Here is a 17,685-nt window from a genome sequence, read left to right as displayed (position 1 = left end):
GGCTACCGCAGGCACCGATTCATTCCGATAGCGTAGCTAGTGATCATGTGTAATCACTATTGATAATTATGGTGCGTGAAGTATGCTGCTAATTGTGATGAAGGTTTTTGGACGATTATTCACCGAATTGCTGGTTTGTTGTATGTCGATCGCGACTTATGCGGAAGATGTTTATAAGCCTATCGTCATCAATGCCCCCGCAGAGTTTGCTCCGACTGGTAGCGAGACTGGGGACTTGCCCAGGATGTTGACTCTACCTTTTGGTGAGCAAATTCTCTGGATTCAGTGGGACACGCCTGATGAATATGGCGACTTCGAATACTTCCCAAAGAACATTCAGGAAGGTGAGGTCTATTCATTTCATCTTGTTTGGGAAAAGGAAACTCATCCGTCGCTGTTTTCGAGTGTTAGCGAAAAAGATAAAAAGGACTACTTGGCGAAGGGAGTCCCGGAATATTGTTTTGATGGAATGGAACCTGTCATTACTAAGATTCTGAGCAATGATGTCGTCGTATACGAACGCGGTGTGTGTGAGGTCCATGGTCGCCCAATGCAGATAATTGACGCCGAGATAGAATACGGCCTTCCGCTTGGTGAAGAATTTGAGCCTGATTGGAAGTTGTTAGCAAACAGCTTCCCCCATTATAAAAAAAGAGTGTTGGGTGGCTGTGTTGTTATGCCAGAAAAAACACGAAGAATCTACTATTGCCCGGAATGTGGGACGGCCCATGCGCGTTGGTTGAAGGGCATGAAGGCTGGCAAGAGCACTGGCACGCCTTAAAACAAATCACCCAGCGAGTTGCCGAAGGACTGGTTGCGCTGGCGTTCGTTGCCGCGACGTGGGCCACGATCATTGCCTCGATTGCCGCCGCCGTAGCCACCGCGTCCGCGGTCGTTGCCACGGAAGCCGCCACGGTCGTTGCGCTGTCCGCGTTGATCACCACCACGGCCGGCATGCTTGTGCGGCTGGGCACCGTCGCGCATGGTCTTCATCGAAAGCGAAATGCGCTTTCGGGCGGCGTCGACTTCGAGCACCGTCACCTGCACGTGCTGGTGGACTTTGACCACCTCTGCCGGGTCGTTGACGAAATCATCGCTCAGCTCGCTGATGTGGACCAGTCCGTCCTGGTGGACGCCGACATCGACGAAAGCGCCGAAGGCCGCAACGTTGGTCACGATGCCGGGCAGCTTGAGGCCGGGGGAAAGGTCGTCCATCGTGTTGACGCCTTCGGCGAAGCTGAACGCTTCAAACTTTTCGCGCGGGTCGCGGCCGGGCTTGGCGAGCTCGGACTGGATGTCCTTAAGCGTCGGTAGGCCGACTTCGTCGCTCACGTATTTGTCCAGTTGGATGCGCGTGCGGTGTTTGTCGCTGTGGACGAGATCGGAGACCGAGCAACCGGCGTCGGCGGCCATCTTTTCCACGAGCGTGTAGCGCTCCGGGTGGACCGCGGAGCCGTCGAGTGGGTGCTCGCCATCGCGAATGCGGAGGAAGCCCGCGCATTGCTCAAAGCTCTTCGGGCCCATGCCGGCTACCTTGAGCAGCTCTTTGCGGGAGCGGAAAGGGCCGTTGGTATTGCGCGTGGCGACGATGCTTTCGGCGAGGCGGGTGTTGAGGCCGGAAACGTATTTGAGCAGCTGCTTCGAGGCGGTGTTAACCTCCACGCCGACGGCGTTCACGCAGCTGACCACGACGTCGTCGAGGCTATCCTTGAGCTTCATTTGGTCGACGTCGTGCTGGTATTGGCCCACGCCGATGCTCTTCGGATCGAGCTTCACGAGCTCGGCCAGCGGGTCCATCAAACGGCGGCCAATCGACACCGCGCCGCGCACGGTCAGGTCGTGGTCGGGAAATTCTTCGCGGGCGACTTCGGACGCCGAGTAGATCGACGCGCCGCTCTCGTTGACCATCACCACGGTGATCGACTTCGGCAGGCCGCACTTGTTGATAAACGCCTCGGTCTCGCGGCTGGCGGTGCCGTTGCCGATCGCGATGGCTTCGATGTTAAACTGGTGGCAGGTCGCGAGGATAACGTTCTTCGCCTCCTCGTCCTTGTAGCCGCCCATGCCCGGGTAGATGACGGTGTTGTGCAGCAGTGCACCCTGGGCGTCGAGGCAGACGACTTTGCAGCCGGTGCGGAAACCGGGGTCGACCGCCATGACGCGCTTTTGGCCGAGCGGCGAAGCAAGCAGCAGCTCGCGCAAGTTTTCGGCAAAGACCTTCGTGGCTTGCTCCTCGGCGCGCTTCTTGGAGGAGAGGCGCGAGTCGGTCTCCATCGACGGCCCGAGCAGGCGCTTGAAGGAGTCTTCAATGGCGAGCTCGACTTGCTTGCCAGCCTCGCCGTTGCCCGCGAGGAAGCGGCGCTTCATGAGGCCGGTCGCGTGCTCTTCATCCACGACGATGCGGAAAAACAGGAAGCCTTCGTTCGCGCCGCGGCGGATGGCCAGCATGCGGTGCGAGGGCACCTTGGCGAGCGGCTCGCTGAAGTCAAAATAGTCCTGGAACTTTGCGCCTTCGGCCTCTTTGCCAAACATGACCTTGGACTCGAGAATGGCGTCTTCTTCGTAAAGCTTGCGCATGCTCACGCGCATATCGGTGTCGTCGCTGAAGCGTTCGGCGAGGATGTCGCGCGCGCCCTTGAGCGCATCGGCTGCGTCCGGCACGGCCTTGTCTTCTTCCTCGCTTTCAACGATGAACTTCGCGGCCTCGGCGTCGACGGCGGCGCCCTGGTTTTCGAAGAGGAAATCCGCCAGCGGGGCGAGGCCCTTCTCCTGCGCGATCATGGCGCGGGTGCGGCGCTTGGGGCGGAAGGGCTGGTAAACGTCTTCCAGGCGGGCGACGGACTCGGCGGCGTCGATCTTGGCCTTGAGGTCGTCGGTCATCAGGTTGCGCTCTTCGAGGGACTTCACGATCGATGCGCGGCGATCGTCGAGGGCCTTCATTTCGCCCAGGCGGTCGCGAATCGCGGTGATCTGTACTTCGTCCAGCTGCCCCGTCATTTCCTTACGGTATCGGGCGATGAAGGGCACGGTGGCGCCTTCGTCGAGCAGTTTGGCCGTCGCCGCCACTTGCATGACGGGGACGCTAATTTCCTGGGCAATGGAGATCACATGGGTTTCGTTCATAGCGCGAGAAAAAGGGTGGAATACAGACAACGTTGCCGCCGTTGGCAAAGGAATTTCGGCGCGACTTTTTCTTTTTACAGATCGCTGGCAAAGGTCGGGCGCAGTCTCCAGGCAAGCTGTAGCGGTAGAGTGGGCGCAGGGGGTTTTTGTTTAGCCTTTGCGACGCCAGCGTGTGCCTTGGACGACTGTCCATTGATACTTGCGCGCGTGCTCCTTGATGAGCATGGGCATGTCTTGCGTAAGCTCATTCTTGAAGTCGGTGCTCAACGCGCTGCGGAGGCCGAGAAATGAGTCAGACTTGTCGGGTAGGCCGCCGAGCCAGTTGTCCTTGGGGGTGTATTCTTCGAGCCAGGAAAATGGGGTGGTGATGATTAACTGACCGCCGGGTTTCACAAGCTCTTTGAGGCGGCTGAGGAACTTCATCGGATCGGGGAGACGGCAAATGAGGTTGCACGCCATGACAACGTCGAACTGACCGAGCTCGGCCGGGAGGTTCATGGCGTCGCCGACTCGGAAGTCCACGCGCTCGCGTTCCACTCGGTCGGGTGCGACGGCGGTGGTGCGCAGGGTGATGTCGCCTTCGTGCGGGCGTTCGTAGTCGAGTTGAGCTTTGTCCCGCAAAGTAAGCGCGGCGTTGATGAAGCTTTGGGAGAAGTCGATGCCGATCACTTCCTCGCAGACGCGGGCGAGCTCGAAGCTGGTACGACCGACGGAGCAACCGACGTCGAGCGCGCGGGCGCTGGCGGGGATATCGATGCGGGCCACGAGGTCTTCCACGCAGCGAAGTGGGAAGTCCAGCGCGCTCTTGGGCCCGAAAGCGAAGGGTAGCACTTCATCGGCGGTGCCGTAGTGAAGTAACAAATATTGGGCAAGTAAGGGTTCGGTCTCGTAGACGCTCATATACGCCACAGTAGGGAAAAAAGTGCGTCCGCCAAGAACGGAAGCGCAGGTTTCTTTTTGCGTTCTGCTTGGGGTGGTGTATGATACAGGGCGAGCTTTTAACGGAACTTCGACCCCTCATTATACTGTGCCTCAACCATCCATTATCTGTTTTGGCGAAATCCTGTGGGACTGCCTGCCGCGGGGGCTTTTCCTCGGCGGCGCGCCCTTTAATGTCGCGTGTCACCTGGCGCAGCTAGGTGCTGACTCGCATCTTGTGTCCACGGTAGGCAAAGACTTTCTTGGCGACGAAGCGCTACGGCGAGCTGAGGCACACGGCGTAGGTTTGGAATATGTCCTCCGCGACAATGAGTTGCCGACCGGAACGGTGATCGCATCGCTCAGCGATGAGGGCAATGCGAGCTACACTTTTCCGACGCCGGTTGCGTGGGACGAAATTCATGTAGGGCAATGTGTGCTCTCCGCAGTGAAAGATGTGCAAGCGATCGTTTACGGAACTTTGGCGCTGCGGCTGCACACCAATCGCGAGCGGCTGGAGTCCCTGCTGACGCCCAAGGGGCCGATGCGCTGCCTGGATGTGAATCTACGCGAGCCTTACGACGATGTGGAGCTCGCGCTCAAGCTCGCCGCTAAAGCCGACTTGGTGAAGCTCAACGAGATCGAACTGGGCCGCCTGACCGACTCCGACCCCGCTGACTCAGTGGACGGCGTCGCGTCGCAATGCACGAAGCTGAAGGTGATTGCCGGTTGCCAGCGTATCTGCGTAACCCGTGGCGCCGAGGGCGGTGTTTTCTGGGACAATGGCGAGGTCCACTCGGCCAAGTCACCGCCCGTCGAAGTGAAAGACACGGTGGGTGCGGGAGATGCATTTATGGCGGCTTTGATTTTCGGACTGATTTCAGGTCAGCCGGTTGCCGAGGCGCTGAAGGCGGCCTGCGCGCGTGGCGCGATGATTGCCGGGCAGGACGGCGCGGTCTAAACTTTGCAACGCAAAGCTTGGTCGTCTAATAATGCGGTGGGCGTTCGTTGGGGATGTCCTTGGCGTCGGCCATGTTTTGCATTTGGTCGCGCAGTTTTTTCGATTCGCTCACGAGGCGGTTGACGAGTTCGCCCTGACGGTAGATCTCGCGGTCCTGCTCTTCCACGTGGCGCTGCAGGTGCGCCAACTGGGATTCCAGGCGGATGATGGATTGCTCGAAGTCGTCGGAGTTCATGGAAGCGTTTAAGTGGAAAAAGGAAAAAGATTAAAGGAAAAAGGGGAGGCGCGGCTGGGCTTGGGGCTACGAAAAACTTTAATCTTTAATCTTTTTCCTTTAATCTTCGGCCACTAAGGTGGGCTTCATGAACTCCACTACCGCCCATGCAATCCTCGGCGTTCGGCTTTGCGCGTTATTCTTTGGCGTGCTGGGGTTGTGGCTGTTGGTCGCAAACCTCATTGAAGGGGCGAGCGATTTTAACCCCACCTACCTCGGCTATTTCATCCTGATCCAAGTGGCGCGCCCGCTGAGCTTGATCGTCATAGCCGGGCTGATGTGGGCGCTGAGCAAGCCGCTGGGCCGTCTGCTCGGGCGTGGACTTTCCTAAGGACATGCGCGGGGCAATGCGCAGATGGGGGCTGGTTTGCGCGGTGGCGTTGAGCGCTTTGGCTGCGTCCGGTTATGGCGATGTAGCGTCGACCGTGGCGGAAGTGAAGGCGCAAGCTGCGGAATGGCGGCCGCCTGCGGAAATCGACTGGGCGGGTGTTAAGCTCGCGCCCGACGAGCGGCTGCCAAATGAGCCGTTGGAAATATCGAGCGAGCGCCTACGTGGTTTGCTGGAGCAGATCAATTTAGGCTACCCGGGCCTTGAGTCGGTGAAGGCGTTTTACGAATCTGGCGATCTTGAGGCCGCGGGCCTGGCCTTGGTCGAGTATTACCGGCAGCGTGAGTGGGCTGAGATTATTTCGGAGGACGTCTCGGGCATCGGTGCGAACTATGCGATGGCCGAGCTGGTAATGCAGGACATTTACGAGCAGCATGGAAACTACGGGCTTCAACCTCGGCAGGAGAATGGACTCCTCGACTGGGCGGATCGCGGGCCGCGCGATGATCCGGAGTGGTCGTGGTGGATCAACCGCATGGGCTACCTGATACCCGTCACTGCGATGTGGGAGCAGACGGGTGATCCGCGCTACGCGAAGTTTGCCGGCGAGAATATTGCCGACTGGGTGCGCGCGAATCCCTACCCGGGTGGACGTTCGTTTTCGTCGGCTTGGCGTCCGCTGGAGGTAGCGCGCCGCATCGACCGCGCATGGCTGTTTGCTTTTGTGCGCCTGGAAGACTCGCCGGATTTTTCTCCGAGTGCGCGGCTACTGCTGCTGTCGAGCATTCCTGATCACGCCGATGCGCTGCTGAATTACCCCTCCCTATGGGGCAATCATTTGCTGACGGAAAAGGTCATGCTGGGGCTGCTCGCGATTGCGTTTCCGGAGTTCAAAGACGCCGGGGCGTGGCTCGATGATTCGGTGAGCACCGTAGCCGGCTTGATGGAAAAGCAGGTCTATCCTGATGGCGCTTATGAAGAGCTCACGAACCATTATCAATTCACAGCGCTGCTGAGTTTTCAGCGTTATCTGGAGCTGTTGGTTGCCTCTGGTAAAACGAAATACATCGAGCGCGTGAAGCCTGGTGTGGAACGCATGTGGGACTACTTCGCTTACGCGATGCGCCCCGATGGTCATGGCCCGCTCAATAATGATTCTGACCTGATCAATAACCGCCGCGAATTGCAGCGGGCCTTGAAATGGTTTGAGCATCCGGATTGGGAATACCTCGCGTCAGCAGGTGTAAGTGGGCAAGAGCCTGAGGGGTTCAAGTCGCGGTACTATCCGTGGGCGGGGCACGCGATTATGCGCGACGGCTGGACGGGGGATGCGCAATGGGCGTTCTTCGATATCGGCCCCTACGGCAGCGATCACCACCACAATGATCGGCTGCATTTGTCGGTGTCTTTTGGCAGAAAAGATTTCCTCGTCGATACCGGGCGCTACAACTATCTGCCTGGTGCGACGCGGGATTACTTCACCGGGCCGATGGGGCACAACACGATCATGCTCGACAGGCTGGCGCCGCTGCCCGGCCCGTCTAAAGTCGGCACGCCAATGGAGGTCGTAGCGGAGATTGGCGAGGGTGAGGATGTTTTTTCCGCTAGCGTCCAGTTCCCCGCGCAGCCGCTCAAGGGGCAGGGGCCACGCACCCACCGGCGCACGGTGCGCTACCTGCGCGGGGAGGCTTGGATTGTGGAAGATGAAGTGATTGCTTTTGGGCCGACGACGGTGGAGGCGCGTTGGTTGTTTCACCCGGATCGCATGGTCGAGCAGGATGATGATGGCTTGGTGACAGTGGATGCCGAGGGCGCGAATCTGCGCATGGTATTAGTTAGCGACAAGCCTTGGGCGGTAGATCTTCTGCGCGGCCAAACGGAGCCTTTTGAGGCGGGCTGGTATAGCCCGTCCTTTAATAAGCGATTCCCTGCGACGCAGGCGATTTTCAGCACCCAGCTTACTGCTCCGGCAACCTTCTACTGGATTATTGCACCGGTCGATGCGAATTGGGATCAGCTGCTTGACCGTTTTCGGGAAGGCTTGAGGCTGGCGCCGTAAAGACTTTGCGATGCAAAGTTAGTTGCCTGAAGCCAGGGTTTGCAGTCGGCGGACGAAGTTCTCGTTGATCTCATTCAAGGCTTCCATCTCGTAAAGCATGCGCTGGTTTTGTTCGTTTTGGAAATGAGTTCCCGGGTAGAAGCGCATCGCGCGAATTTGCGCTTCGCGGGCATTACACAAGCGGGTAAAGCGCTCCATCTCTTCTTTGTAAAGCACGAGCAAATCGCTGGCAAATTCCTGAACGCCTTCGGGGCTGTTTTCGTAATCAGAGACTCCTTTGCGCGCTTGCTGGATTCGCCGGTTGTAGTTGCTGATCCAGCGCTTCAGGCCTAGGTCGGAGATATTCAGGTCGCTAACCGGCTTGTAGGGGTTGCCGACGATGCGCAGCATCACGTAGAGGCATTGGCCGATGAATTCCTTGTTCTCCTGGTATTTTCGGTTGGCGGAAATGAGGCGCCTGGGGTCGGCGTTGATCCAGTCGATACGATCGTCCAGCGCCTCGCTGACACGGCGGGGCTTGGCAAACTGGGTGCCGCGCACGCTGAGGTCGTCGGGGGATGCGCTGGATTCGATGTAGCTGGCCACTCCAATTGCATAGCCGTCACTCTTGGCCACCAGGGCGCTGCCGCTATTGCCCGAGGTGAACTCGGCATTGGTCTCGATCTCATTGTTGCCGACGCCGGTTACTTTGCCCTTTAGCTCGGTGATGCGATAGCGGCCCTGGGAGTTGCCGTAAACGGTGAGCTCCTCGCCGATTTTTGCCTCGCGAAAGCCGGGCAAGGCCTTGTCGATGCCCCCAATGAGCATGCGCGCGATGTCGCGCCGGTTGGAGACTTCCAGGGTGAGTGGCGTTAGCTCTTCGCCGCTCATTTTGAAGATTTGCATGCCCTTCAATCCGTCGATGACGTGGAAGGCGGTGTAGCAATAAACGTTGTCGCCCTCGCGCATCAGGAATCCGGTGCCCGAGCCTGCGTCCCCAATGATGAGCAGCACGTAGTCTTCCGGCTTGTCGGCCTTCAGGATGAGGTCGTGGGCGTGCTGCTTTTTAAGTGCGTCATGCTGCTGCTTCAGTGCGTCGCCGCTCTCGCTCGGGGCGAGCGAATCTTCGCTGACCATGATCGCGATCAGCGAGAAATATTTTTTGGGAAAGGCACAGGTGCGTAGCGGGCTATCGTCAGGCAGTTCGATGGAAATCTTATCCTCGGAGCGTTCAATGACAGGATACTGCTCCTCTTTTCGAAGGATTGCATACTGCTGGCTGGCGTCGATTTTCAACGGCTTGGCCACCACGAGTTCATTATCGCGTGTGGTGGCACCGGAAGTTTTGCTCACGAGCAGGTTGCGAGCCTTGCCGTCTAAATTGACGGTGATGTACCACTCGTCTTGCTTCTCCCAGATAATCGGATATGCGGTGCCGGGCTCTAGCGTGACTGAGCCGGTTCCAGCGGGAAAACCGACTTTAAAGGATTGCTTGGGGCTTGCTTGCCAGGTGACGGCTGCGGATGAGTAAATCGCGCCAAAGATGAAGATGCTCAGCACGACCCAGGCTTTTATGCTTCTCCCGGGGCGCATTTGCGTTACATGCTGTTGTTTTCGTTTCATTCCTTTGCGGATTGTATGCGTTGATGTTATGTTATCCGATAATTTGCCTATTCATTCCATTGCCGTCGAGTTGAAAAATGCGCTCAGCGGATCTTTGCCGCGTGCAATCCTCCAGGCGCCGACCGGCTCCGGTAAGTCGACTCAGGCCCCGCAAATCATCCTCGATTCAGGGCTGATTCCGAGTGGGCAACAAGTCGTCGTGCTCCAGCCCAGGCGGCTCGCCGCGCGTTTGCTGGCCAAGCGCATTGCCCACGAGCGCGATGGAAAACTGGGCGATGAAGTGGGCTACCACATTCGCTTTGACCGCCAGTTCGGCGCGCACACGCGTATCAAACTTGTAACAGAGGGCATCCTGCTGCGGCAAATGCTCAGTGAGCCAACGTTGCCGAATGTTGGCGCAGTCGTCTTCGACGAGTTTCACGAACGTCACCTCTACAGCGACCTTGGCATCGCGATGGTTAAGCAGCTTCAGGAGACTGTGCGACCGGACCTGAAGATCATCGTCATGTCCGCGACACTCGACACCGAGTCTCTCGCCGAATACCTGGCACCGGCGGAGGTTTTGACGGTCGATACGCGTACCTACCCGCTGACCATTGAATACTCCGCCGCCGCGCAAAAAGTGGCCGGCGCGCCGGTTTGGGATCAGGCCGCGCACCACTTCGAGCGCCTCTCTCGCGAATACGATGGCGACTGCCTTATCTTCATGCCGGGCGCGTATGAAATCAAGCGGACGGTGGAGTCGATCCAGTGCACCAAGGCCGGGCGCGAGTCGTTGGTTTTTCCACTTTATGGCGAGCTGCGGCCCGAGGAGCAGGACGCCGCCGTTGCGCAATACGATAAGCGCAAAGTCGTCGTCGCAACGAACGTCGCGGAAACATCGATCACCATCGATGGTGTGCGCCTGGTGATTGATAGCGGGCTCGTGCGTGTGGCACGCTATGATCCTCATCGTGGCGTGAATACTTTGCTCATCGAGAAAACGAGCCGCGCGTCGGCTGACCAACGCGCGGGCCGCGCCGGCCGTACCGCGCCGGGCCATGCCCTTCGCCTATGGAGTGAGAAGGAGCACGAGCATCGCGAGGAACGCGAGCTGGCGGAAATTAAGCGTATCGATCTCAGCGAAACGCTGCTCGCATTGGGCAAGGCCGGGGTGACGGATTTTGACGCATTTCCGTGGTTCGAGCGCCCGGAACAGGCATCGCTCAAACGCGGCATCGAACTGCTGATGGATCTCGGCGCTTTGCATCGCAAAGTAGATTTGCCACGCAAAGTAAAGGGCGAGCATTACGAGCTCACGGAGATTGGCCGCAAGCTAGCGGACTTCCCACTGCATCCGCGCTGGGCGCGTTTGTTACTCGCCGCGCACGACGAGGGCTGCGTGTGGCACGCGGCGCTGCTCGCTGCCTTTGCGCAGGGGCGCGATATCCTGATGCCGCTTCGGGAACGCCGTAAGCGCGAGGAGCGCGAGGCGGTGTTGGGTGATGCGCCGTCGGACTTCTTTCAATGGCTCTCAGCGTGGGGCATGGCGCGGAAGCAAAACTTTAACCACGGCTTTTGTCGCCAGTGGGGCATCCATGCGAACGCCAGCCGCGATGCAGACCGCGCGGCGGAGCAGTTCCGCCGCATTGCGGAGTCGCAGGGGCTCAATGCTGGCCCGGGGCCGCTGGATGAAGACGCGCTGCGCCGCTGCATCTTGCTCGCGTTTTCGGACCACCTCGCCAAGCGCGATGGTCGCGGCACACTGCGTTGTTCCATCGTGCACGGGCGTCGTGGCGAATTGAAGCGCGACAGCGCGGCGCGTGATGCCGAGCTGTTTGTCGCAGCCGAAATTGACGAGATCGAAACGCGTGGCGATGTCAACGTGGTCCTCTCGCTGGCGACGGAGATTGAGGAGGGTTGGCTGGAGGAATTCTTCCCCGATGACTTTGCAGTGCAAAGTGAAGTCGTTTACGACAAGGACCTGCGCCGCGTGGTGATGCGCGAGGAGCGCAAGTTCCGCGATCTTGTGCTGGCTTCCACTGATCGCGGCGAGCCTACCAGTTATGCCGCTGCGGCTTTGCTCGCGGATGAAATCATGGCGGGTAAGCTGGAGCTCAAGAAGTGGACGTCTCAGCGTGATGAGTGGATTAGCCGCGTTAACTTTGCAGCGCAAAGTTTCCCGGAGCTGGAGGTCGAAGTAATCGACGACGAGGCGCGCAAGATGATCCTTGAACAGTTTTGCTATGGCTGCGTGAGTTACAAAGAAATTCGCGACAAGGACCCGTGGCCGTTCCTCAAAGACTGGCTGACGGGTGAGCAGATTGCCGCGCTCGATTACATGGCGCCGCTTGAGTTTACGCTGCCGAATCGGCGTCGCCCGTCGAAGATTCGCTATGAACCCGATGCTCCCGGCGGTCCGCGTGCGGTGATCTCCAGCAAGCTGCAAGATTTCTACGATGTCGACCCGAAGCAGCTCATAATCGGCAATGGGCGCATCCCGTTGGTCATCGAGATGCTCGCACCGAATGGTCGCCCGTGTCAAATTACCGAGGACTTGGAGAACTTCTGGAAGACCTCCTATGAGGGCGTCAAAAAAGAACTCCGCGGCCGCTACCCCAAGCACGAATGGCGTTAGCCAGCCTCCGGCTGGACCGTCGGATGCGTTGCATCCGGATTTGCGCAGTGCGCAAATGCCACTCCAACTGAACGAGGTAGGGCGCAGTCTCCAGACAAGCCGCACGGTGGCGTGGAGTTTATACATACTAACTTAGGTAGCGCAGGCGCGTCCTCGCGCCGCACCCCATACAGAAGGTCTTTTAGGCGAACTATCTCTAAACAGCCTCGCCTCGCGGGGAGATTTTTGGCTGAGTAGTTGAATGAAACTGCCGCTTCCTAAATCGAAAATCCTCAGGCATGCATTGTTGTTTTTGCTGTATGGCGCGGTGGGGTTGTTTGGTGGGCTGTTGCTCGCGGTGGTGTTGTTTTTGAATAACCGCCCTGATCTGCAAGTGTGGCACACGGCGGATCTCGATGAAGAGTTTCGCGCGCGGGATGACCTTGAAACGTTCGAAGAATACCTCGCGTTGGAAGATCGGCTTTTTGCGCAGTTGCAGGAGGAGGTTTGTGACCAGGTCGACGCCGCGAAATACGGACAGGTCAACCGCTATGGCGCGGGCAGTATTGCGAATCCCAGCCGTTGGGAGCGCGATTGGAACCGCACTTTTGTGCTGAAGCCCGAAGCAGGCAGCCCAGTCGCCGGCGTGCTCCTGCTGCATGGTATGTCGGACGCGCCTTATAGCTTGCGCGCGCTGGGCGAGGCGATGCACGCGCGCGGGGCTTACGTGGTGGGGCTGCGGATTCCCGGGCACGGGACAGCGCCGAGCGGGCTGGTCAAGACGACTTGGGAGGATATGGAAGCCGCCGTGAAGCTCGCCATGAAGCACTTGGCCGAGCAGGTCGGTGACCGGCCGCTTTACCTGGTAGGCTACTCCAATGGCGCGGCGTTGGCGGTGGAGTATGCGCTGGATTCGATCGAAGACGACTCGTTGCCACAGGTGACGAAGGGCGTGCTGATTTCGCCGGAGATTGGCGTCTCGCCCGTGGCGGAGTTTGCCTGGATGCAGGCGAGTCTCGGGCGCTTGCTGGGGATGGACAAGCTGGCGTGGAACTCGATTCAGCCCGAGTATGATCCCTATAAATACAATTCCTTCGCCGTCAATGCGGGGGACCAAGCCTACCGGATTACCAGGCACATTCGCGAGCGCATCCACGAGATGGGCAAGGCGGGAAAGCTGAAAAATTGTCCGCCGCTGCTGGCGTTTCAATCGGCAGTGGACGCCACGGTGTCCACTCCGGCGGTCTTGCAAGGGTTGTTTGCCAACCTGCCCGCCAATGGGAGCGAGCTAGTGCTTTTCGATCTGAACCGCATTGCGCCGGTGCAGGAGCTGCTCAAGCACGACCCCAAGGCCGAGCTCGTCGCGTTACTCAAGGATCAGGACCTGACTTACACGCTGACGGCGGTGACCAACGTCGGTCCCGACAGCCCGCAGGTTCTCGCGCGCTCGCATGCGCCCGACGAGACCGAGCCGACAGAGCGTCTGCTCGAGGCGGCGTGGCCACAGGATGTTTACTCGCTGTCGCACATTGCGCTCCCGTTTGCGCCGGACGACCCGCTCTATGGCGATGCGCCACGGCAGCCGGGTGAGCGCATTGTGCTGGGCAATTTGGCGCTGCGTGGAGAGCGCGGCGTGTTGACCGTTGCACCTGGCGATATGCTCCGCTTGCACTGGAATCCGTTTTACGATTACATGGCCGGCGAGATATTCGCGTTTTTGGACTTGCCGCCAGCCGGTGACACACGGCCCTGATCATTTGTTGTTATTCGCAATAATACGGTCTCAAAGATGGCTAAATAGCGACAAGGCAAGAAGTTATTCACGGATGTTAATAACTTGGTGAATAACCCGTGAAGTTGTTCCGCTTGCATTGGCTGTTTTCGACGGGCACTGTTTGGTGGTTTCGCCGATGTCCAAAGATCCCGAATTTGTCCACCTGCACGTCCACACTGACTACAGCCTGCTCGATGGTTGCAGCCGTACCGACCGACTCTGCCAGAAGGCTGCCCAGCTCGGGCAAAAAGCCATCGCGATCACCGACCACGGCGTGCTTTTCGGGTTGGCGGATTTCTACAAAAAGGCGGACAAGGCCGGCGTGAAGCCGCTGTTGGGCTGCGAAATTTACCTGATTTTCGAGGACGAGCTCGGCGCGACCAACGACGTAAAAGCCAAGCAGAAGAGCCACCACATGGGCCTGCTGGCGCGCAATTTCAAGGGCTACCAGAACCTGACGAAGCTCGTTAGCATGGGCCACACCGAGGGCTTTTACCGCAACCCGCGCGTATCGCGGCGTCAGCTTGCGGAGCATAGCGAGGGCTTGATCGGCTTTTCCGGCTGCTTGGCGGCGGTGATTCCCCAGCGACTGATGGAGGGCGATTACGCTGGCGCACGCGAAGCTTGCGGCTGGTTTGTGGACCTGTTCGGCAAGGAGTTTTTCTTCATCGAGCTGATGGACCACGGCATCGAGGAGCAGCAGCGGATCATCCCCGACCTGCTCAAGTTGGCGAAGGAATTCGACCTGAAAGTCGTCGCCACGAACGACGTGCACTACGTGAACGATACCGATTGGCAGCCGCACGATTCGCTGATCTGCATTCAGACCGGTGCCAAGCTGGCCGACGAAAAACGCCTCCGCTACGACAGCAATCAGTTCTTCCTGAAGAGCCGCGAGCAGATGGCGCAGGTGTTCGATCGCTACGACCCGAACTGTCTCGTCAACACCAACGCCGTCGCGGAAATGTGCGAGGTCAAGCTGCCCTTCGGCGAGGACCATTACCCGGTTTACGAAAAGCCGATTGAGATCACCCACGCGCAGGACACGGACAACTTCGACCGCATTCTCGACCTCTATGAGGTGAAGAAAAACGAGATCCTCGTGCGCGACGGCAAGGACCCGATTAAGCTATCCGACGACGAGCGCGTGGCCTTCCGCAAGAATGGCCTCTACCTGTTCGAGCTGTGTAAAGAGGGCGTGAAGGAGCGCTATGATGTCGACTACGATGCGTTTCGGAAGTCGGAGGACGGTGGTCAGCAGTCGGAGGCGGGAGACTCGAGCGACGAAAACCAAGAATCAGGAACCAAGAACGAGGAACTGAGCTTCGAGTATTCGAAGCGCGTCTGTGATCAGCTGGAGTATGAGCTCGCGATCATCATTGGCACGGGTTTCATCGACTACTTCCTCATCGTTTGGGACTTCATTAAATGGGCGCGTGACCGCGGCATCCCGGTCGGCCCGGGTCGTGGTTCGGGTGCCGGTTGCGTGGTCGCCTACGTGTTGAAAATTACCGACATCGACCCCTTCCGTTTTGGTCTGCTCTTTGAGCGAATGCTCAACCTGGAGCGTGTTAGCCCGCCGGACTTCGACGTGGACTTCTGCATGCGCCGCCGCGACGACGTGGTCAACTACGTGCGCGATAAATATGGCCGCGACCGTGTGGCGAACATCATCACCTTTGGCACCTTCGGCGCGAAGATGATCGTGCGTGACTTGGCCCGCGTGAACGACATTCCCTTCGGCGACGCGGACAAGATCGCCAAGATGATTCCGGACGAGCTGAACATCTCGCTCGACGACTCGGTGGAGAAGTCCGCTGATCTGCGCACGGAGATGAAGGTCAACCCGATCGCGAAGAAGATCATCGAGCAGGGCAAGGTCATCGAGGGCATGGTGCGCAACACCGGCAAGCACGCTTGCGGCGTCATCATTGCGGACCAGCCGATCACGAATCTGATCCCCGTCACCTTGCAGGAGGGCGACTTGACGACACAGTATCCGAAGGGGCCATCCGAAGACCTCGGCTTGCTCAAATGTGACTTCCTCGGCCTGAAAACGCTGACCGTGATCTCCGATGCGCAGGAGAATGTGAAGCGTCTGCCGGGCATGGCGGACTTTGACATCGAAAAGGTCAGCCTCGAAGATGGCCCGACTTTCCAACTGCTCAAAGAGGCGAAAACAGTCGGCGTCTTTCAGCTGGAATCCGGCGGTATGCAGGGCCTTTGTCGTCAGCTCGAAGTGTCGAGCATGGACGAGATTGTGGCGCTTATCGCGCTGTATCGTCCGGGCCCGATGCAGTTTATTCCGCAGTATATTCGCGGTAAAAAAGACCGCTCGACGATTCAGGTGCCGCACCCGCTGCTCAAGGAGCTCGTGGAGGAAACTTACGGCGTCCTGGTTTACCAAGAGCAGGTCATGCAGAGCGCGCAGATCATCGCCGGCTACACGCTCGGCGGCGCGGATATTCTCCGCCGCGCGATGGGTAAGAAGATCAAGTCCGTCATGGACCAGCAGAAGGAGATCTTCATCAAGGGTGCCAAGGAGCACCACGATATCCCAGCGAGCAAGGCCACGGAAATTTTCGGCATCTTGGAGAAGTTTGCGGAGTATGGCTTTAACAAATCGCACTCGGCGGCCTACGCGATGCTCTCGTATCGCACGGCTTACCTGAAGGCGAATTTCCCCACCGAGTTCATGGCGGCGGTGCTGTCGTCCGAGCTTGGCAATGCGGACAAGGTTTCGCACTTCGTCGAGGAAGCCGAGTCGATGAAGATCGAAGTGCTCGGGCCGGACATCAATGAATCGCGCGAAATGTTTACGCCGGTGGTTGATCTCGACGACCGGGAGATTAAGGGAAAAAGGTTAAAGGAAAAAGGGGATGGTGAAGAGTCTAATGGCGTCGCTCCGTCCTCTGATTCTGAGTCTTTAAAGTTTAATCATTCTGCTTTTTCCTCCGAATCGGATTCTTCTTCTGGAAGAATCCGATTCGGGATGTCCGCGATCAAGGGCGTGGGCGACGCGGCGGCCAAGGTGATCATTGCTGAGCGCGAAGAGAACGGGCCGTTTAAGGACTTCCATGATTTTGCGCAGCGCGTCGACATGAAGGCCGTCAACAAGCGCGTGCTGGAGTGTTTGATTAAAACCGGAGCCTTCGACTACTCGGGCATCGACCGCCAGCACTTGCTCAGCTCGATGGAAGGCATCATTTCTGAAGTTGCCGATTTGCAGAAGGACAAGGAGTCTGGCCAAGCCAATCTCTTCGATCTGCTGGCGGCACCCGAGCCGGCGGCAGGCAAATCGAACACCGCCAACTACGACACACGTGGTCCGAAGATGTCTCAGGCTGACCGCCTTCAGTTTGAAAAGGAGCTACTGGGCTTCTACGTGTCTGGTCACCCGATGAACGCCTATGCGGGCCTCGACGATATTATCAATAGCTTTGGCCCAAGTGAGGACCTCAAACGCTGGGACCGCGAGAGCTTTCGCCTGTGCGGCGTCATCAACAACATCGTTAAAAAACTCACGCGTAAAGACAATCGCCCGTGGGCGTTTTTCACGCTGTCGACGCGGCGCATGGGCTACCAGATCAATATCTTCCCCGACGCCTTCGAGCAGAATATGCAGAACCTCGAAAACGGTGCCGTTGTGTGCATCGAGGGCGAGATCCGCTACGACACCGAGCGCGATGAAGTCCGCCTCAATGGCAACCGCGTGGCACGCCTCGATACGGCGCTGTCGGCGTTCATTGACTCAGTGACGTTCTACGTGGACAACGATGCGCACCGCCTCGACAACTTCGCGCACGAGCTCTCGGACTACCTGCAAAATAACGAAGGCCCGACCTCGGTCAAGCTGGCGATCCTCACTGAGCCCGACCGCGCGCTCCATGCCGACCTCGGCGTATCGCTCAATTGTCAGCTGATCCCGGACGCCTTTAAAAAGCTCCGCGCCGAGCCCTGCGTGCGCGGGGTCTTCGGCCAAGCCCGCTCCCTCCCCGAGCCCCCTAAGCCCGCCTGGGCCCGCGGCAAAAAATGAACCTGCGGTTCAAT

Annotated in this window: 11 protein-coding genes; 7 read left to right on the top strand and 4 right to left on the bottom strand. The window is 58.6% G+C overall.

Translation table 11 applies throughout. From position 1 onward, the window contains the following. The first annotated feature begins 82 nt into the window (after window positions 1–82). Window positions 83–781 (top strand): hypothetical protein, encoded by a 699-nt coding sequence (locus tag RBB62_RS09375; RefSeq protein WP_309398504.1) that lies wholly within the window; start codon window positions 83–85, stop codon window positions 779–781. On the opposite strand, the gene RBB62_RS09370 is transcribed toward RBB62_RS09375, so the two are convergent. Both RBB62_RS09370 and RBB62_RS09365 read right to left on the bottom strand, forming a co-directional pair. Further along, a complete protein-coding gene (locus tag RBB62_RS09370) occupies window positions 778–3,123 on the bottom strand; it encodes a Tex family protein (RefSeq protein ID WP_309398502.1) in 2,346 nt (781 codons plus the stop codon). The two genes, RBB62_RS09375 and RBB62_RS09370, sit on opposite strands and share 4 nt — an antisense overlap. 150 nt (window positions 3,124–3,273) lie before the next feature. Beyond that, window positions 3,274–4,023 carry a putative 4-mercaptohistidine N1-methyltransferase gene (locus RBB62_RS09365; RefSeq protein ID WP_309398500.1) on the bottom strand — a complete coding sequence of 250 codons (750 nt, stop codon included), beginning with the start codon at window positions 4,021–4,023 and terminating at the stop codon, window positions 3,274–3,276. Between the two features lie 127 nt (window positions 4,024–4,150). On the opposite strand from RBB62_RS09365, the gene RBB62_RS09360 reads away from it, so the two are divergent. After that, window positions 4,151–5,002, top strand: a complete 852-nt coding sequence (locus tag RBB62_RS09360; RefSeq protein ID WP_309398499.1) for a carbohydrate kinase family protein — start codon at window positions 4,151–4,153, stop codon at window positions 5,000–5,002. Between the two features lie 25 nt (window positions 5,003–5,027). Here the strand turns inward: RBB62_RS09360 and RBB62_RS09355 are convergent, their stop codons facing one another. Then, complete coding sequence (locus tag RBB62_RS09355) at window positions 5,028–5,237, bottom strand: SlyX family protein (protein WP_309398498.1); 210 nt, start codon at window positions 5,235–5,237, stop codon at window positions 5,028–5,030. A 127-nt stretch (window positions 5,238–5,364) separates the two neighbouring features. On the opposite strand from RBB62_RS09355, the gene RBB62_RS09350 reads away from it, so the two are divergent. Then, window positions 5,365–5,607 (top strand): hypothetical protein, encoded by a 243-nt coding sequence (locus tag RBB62_RS09350; protein WP_309398497.1) that lies wholly within the window; start codon window positions 5,365–5,367, stop codon window positions 5,605–5,607. Window positions 5,608–5,611: 4 nt separating this feature from the next. Continuing rightward, window positions 5,612–7,663: an alginate lyase family protein gene (locus RBB62_RS09345; RefSeq protein ID WP_309398496.1), complete on the top strand. Its 2,052-nt coding sequence runs from the start codon at window positions 5,612–5,614 to the stop codon at window positions 7,661–7,663. A gap of 18 nt (window positions 7,664–7,681) precedes the next feature. On the opposite strand, the gene RBB62_RS09340 is transcribed toward RBB62_RS09345, so the two are convergent. Beyond that, window positions 7,682–9,265: a S1 family peptidase gene (locus tag RBB62_RS09340; RefSeq protein WP_309398495.1), complete on the bottom strand. Its 1,584-nt coding sequence runs from the start codon at window positions 9,263–9,265 to the stop codon at window positions 7,682–7,684. 43 nt (window positions 9,266–9,308) lie between these two features. On the opposite strand from RBB62_RS09340, the gene hrpB reads away from it, so the two are divergent. The 3 genes from hrpB to dnaE all read left to right on the top strand — a co-directional run bounded on the left by hrpB (window position 9,309) and on the right by dnaE (window position 17,671). Further along, window positions 9,309–11,882, top strand: a complete 2,574-nt coding sequence (gene hrpB, locus RBB62_RS09335) for an ATP-dependent helicase HrpB (RefSeq protein WP_309398493.1) — start codon at window positions 9,309–9,311, stop codon at window positions 11,880–11,882. A 241-nt stretch (window positions 11,883–12,123) separates the two neighbouring features. Continuing rightward, a complete protein-coding gene (locus tag RBB62_RS09330) occupies window positions 12,124–13,614 on the top strand; it encodes an alpha/beta hydrolase (protein WP_309398491.1) in 1,491 nt (496 codons plus the stop codon). 157 nt (window positions 13,615–13,771) lie between these two features. Next, window positions 13,772–17,671, top strand: coding sequence for a DNA polymerase III subunit alpha (gene dnaE / locus RBB62_RS09325; protein WP_309398490.1), 3,900 nt, complete (start codon window positions 13,772–13,774; stop codon window positions 17,669–17,671). The last annotated feature ends 14 nt before the right edge of the window (window positions 17,672–17,685 follow it).

Origin of the sequence: Cerasicoccus maritimus, from assembly GCA_031296935.1 — a bacterium.
In the GTDB taxonomy this organism is placed as follows: Bacteria; Verrucomicrobiota; Verrucomicrobiia; order Opitutales; family Cerasicoccaceae; genus Cerasicoccus; species Cerasicoccus maritimus.
The sequence above is the reverse complement of the archived record's forward strand: the minus strand, read 5'-3'. Positions and strand labels throughout refer to the sequence as shown.

Excerpts from the sequence above, each read along its gene's own strand:
- RBB62_RS09355 (WP_309398498.1), bottom strand. The coding sequence starts at position 5,237 with ATGAACTCCGACGACTTCGAGCAATCCATCATCCGCCTGGAATCCCAG.
- RBB62_RS09330 (WP_309398491.1), top strand. The coding sequence starts at position 12,124 with ATGAAACTGCCGCTTCCTAAATCGAAAATCCTCAGGCATGCATTGTTG.
- RBB62_RS09340 (WP_309398495.1), bottom strand. The coding sequence starts at position 9,265 with ATGAAACGAAAACAACAGCATGTAACGCAAATGCGCCCCGGGAGAAGC.
- RBB62_RS09375 (WP_309398504.1), top strand. The coding sequence starts at position 83 with ATGCTGCTAATTGTGATGAAGGTTTTTGGACGATTATTCACCGAATTG.
- RBB62_RS09365 (WP_309398500.1), bottom strand. The coding sequence starts at position 4,023 with ATGAGCGTCTACGAGACCGAACCCTTACTTGCCCAATATTTGTTACTT.
- RBB62_RS09350 (WP_309398497.1), top strand. The coding sequence starts at position 5,365 with ATGAACTCCACTACCGCCCATGCAATCCTCGGCGTTCGGCTTTGCGCG.
- RBB62_RS09370 (WP_309398502.1), bottom strand. The coding sequence starts at position 3,123 with ATGAACGAAACCCATGTGATCTCCATTGCCCAGGAAATTAGCGTCCCC.
- dnaE (WP_309398490.1), top strand. The coding sequence starts at position 13,772 with ATGTCCAAAGATCCCGAATTTGTCCACCTGCACGTCCACACTGACTAC.
- RBB62_RS09345 (WP_309398496.1), top strand. The coding sequence starts at position 5,612 with ATGCGCGGGGCAATGCGCAGATGGGGGCTGGTTTGCGCGGTGGCGTTG.